Annotated in this window: 1 protein-coding gene; it reads left to right on the top strand. The window is 42.8% G+C overall.

From position 1 onward, the window contains the following. Nucleotides 1-1,401 (top strand): Ig-like domain-containing protein (locus HHH54_RS10850; protein WP_198618810.1); only part of this gene is annotated, 1,401 nt, incomplete at both ends.

The raw sequence follows: 1,401 nt of genomic DNA, 5'->3' as shown, positions 1-1,401 counted from the left end.
CAGAAGTGACAGATTGGACAGACGATTTAGCGAACAAAACATTCGAAGAAGAGCGTGATTACACAGTAACAGTAACATCAACAGATGGAGACAACGCAACAACAACAGAAACGTTCGTAATTAAAGTGGAAAGAGATACAGATAAAGATGGTACACCAGATAAAGTCGACACAGATGATGATGGAGATGGCGTACCAGATACAGAAGAATTAAACACAAATAAAAATCCAAAAGATGGAACAGACCAAGCAAACACACCACCAACAATCGATCCGATTAACGATACAACAGTGGTGGAAGGTCAACCAATCACAGCGATTCCAGTAACATCAACAGATGACAGTGGAACACCACCGACGGTGACAGTAGAAGGATTACCACCAGGATTAACATATGATCCTACAACAGGAGAAATCACAGGAACACCAGAAGTGACAGATTGGACAGACGATTTAGCGAACAAAACATTCGAAGAAGAGCGTGATTACACAGTAACAGTAACATCAACAGATGGAGACAACGCAACAACAACAGAAACGTTCGTAATTAAAGTCGAAAGAGATTCTGATAAAGACGGTACACCAGATAAAGTCGACACAGATGATGACGGAGATGGCGTACCAGATACAGTAGAGTTAGATAACAATACTAATCCGAAAGATTCTAATGATACACCAGATGTTACTGCTCCAGATGCACCAGTAATCAACAACCCACAACCAGGAGACAAAGTCGTAACAGGAACAGGAGAACCAAACTCAACAGTAGTTGTGACATTCCCTAACGGCGAAGAAGTGACAGGTCAAGTGGACGAAAACGGAAACTGGACAGTGGATGTACCAGCGACAGAGACATTAGAAAACGGTGAAACAGTGACAGCTGTAAATAAAGATGGTAATGGTAATACATCAACACCATCAACAGCTACAGTAACAGATACAGTAGCGCCGGATGCACCAGTAATCAACAACCCACAACCAGGAGACAATGTTGTAACAGGAACAGGAGAACCAAACACAACAGTAGTTGTAACGTTCCCTAACGGTGAAGAAGTGACTGGTCAAGTGGATGAAAACGGAAACTGGACAGTGGATGTACCAGCGACAGAGACATTAGAAAACGGTGAAACAGTGACAGCTGTAAATAAAGATGGTAATGGTAACACATCAACACCATCAACAGGAACAGTAACAGACACAGTAGCGCCGGATGCACCAGTAATCAACAACCCACAACCAGGAGACAATGTTGTAACAGGAACAGGAGAACCAAATACAACAGTAGTTGTAACGTTCCCTAACGGTGAAGAAGTGACTGGTCAAGTGGATGAAAACGGAAACTGGACAGTGGATGTACCAGCGACAGAGACATTAGAAAACGGTGAAACAGTGACAGCTGTAA

It is taken from the genome of Staphylococcus canis (genome assembly GCF_016238445.1).
GTDB classification, from domain to species: domain Bacteria; phylum Bacillota; class Bacilli; order Staphylococcales; family Staphylococcaceae; genus Staphylococcus; species Staphylococcus canis.
This window is presented reverse-complemented; position numbering and strand designations above follow the sequence as displayed.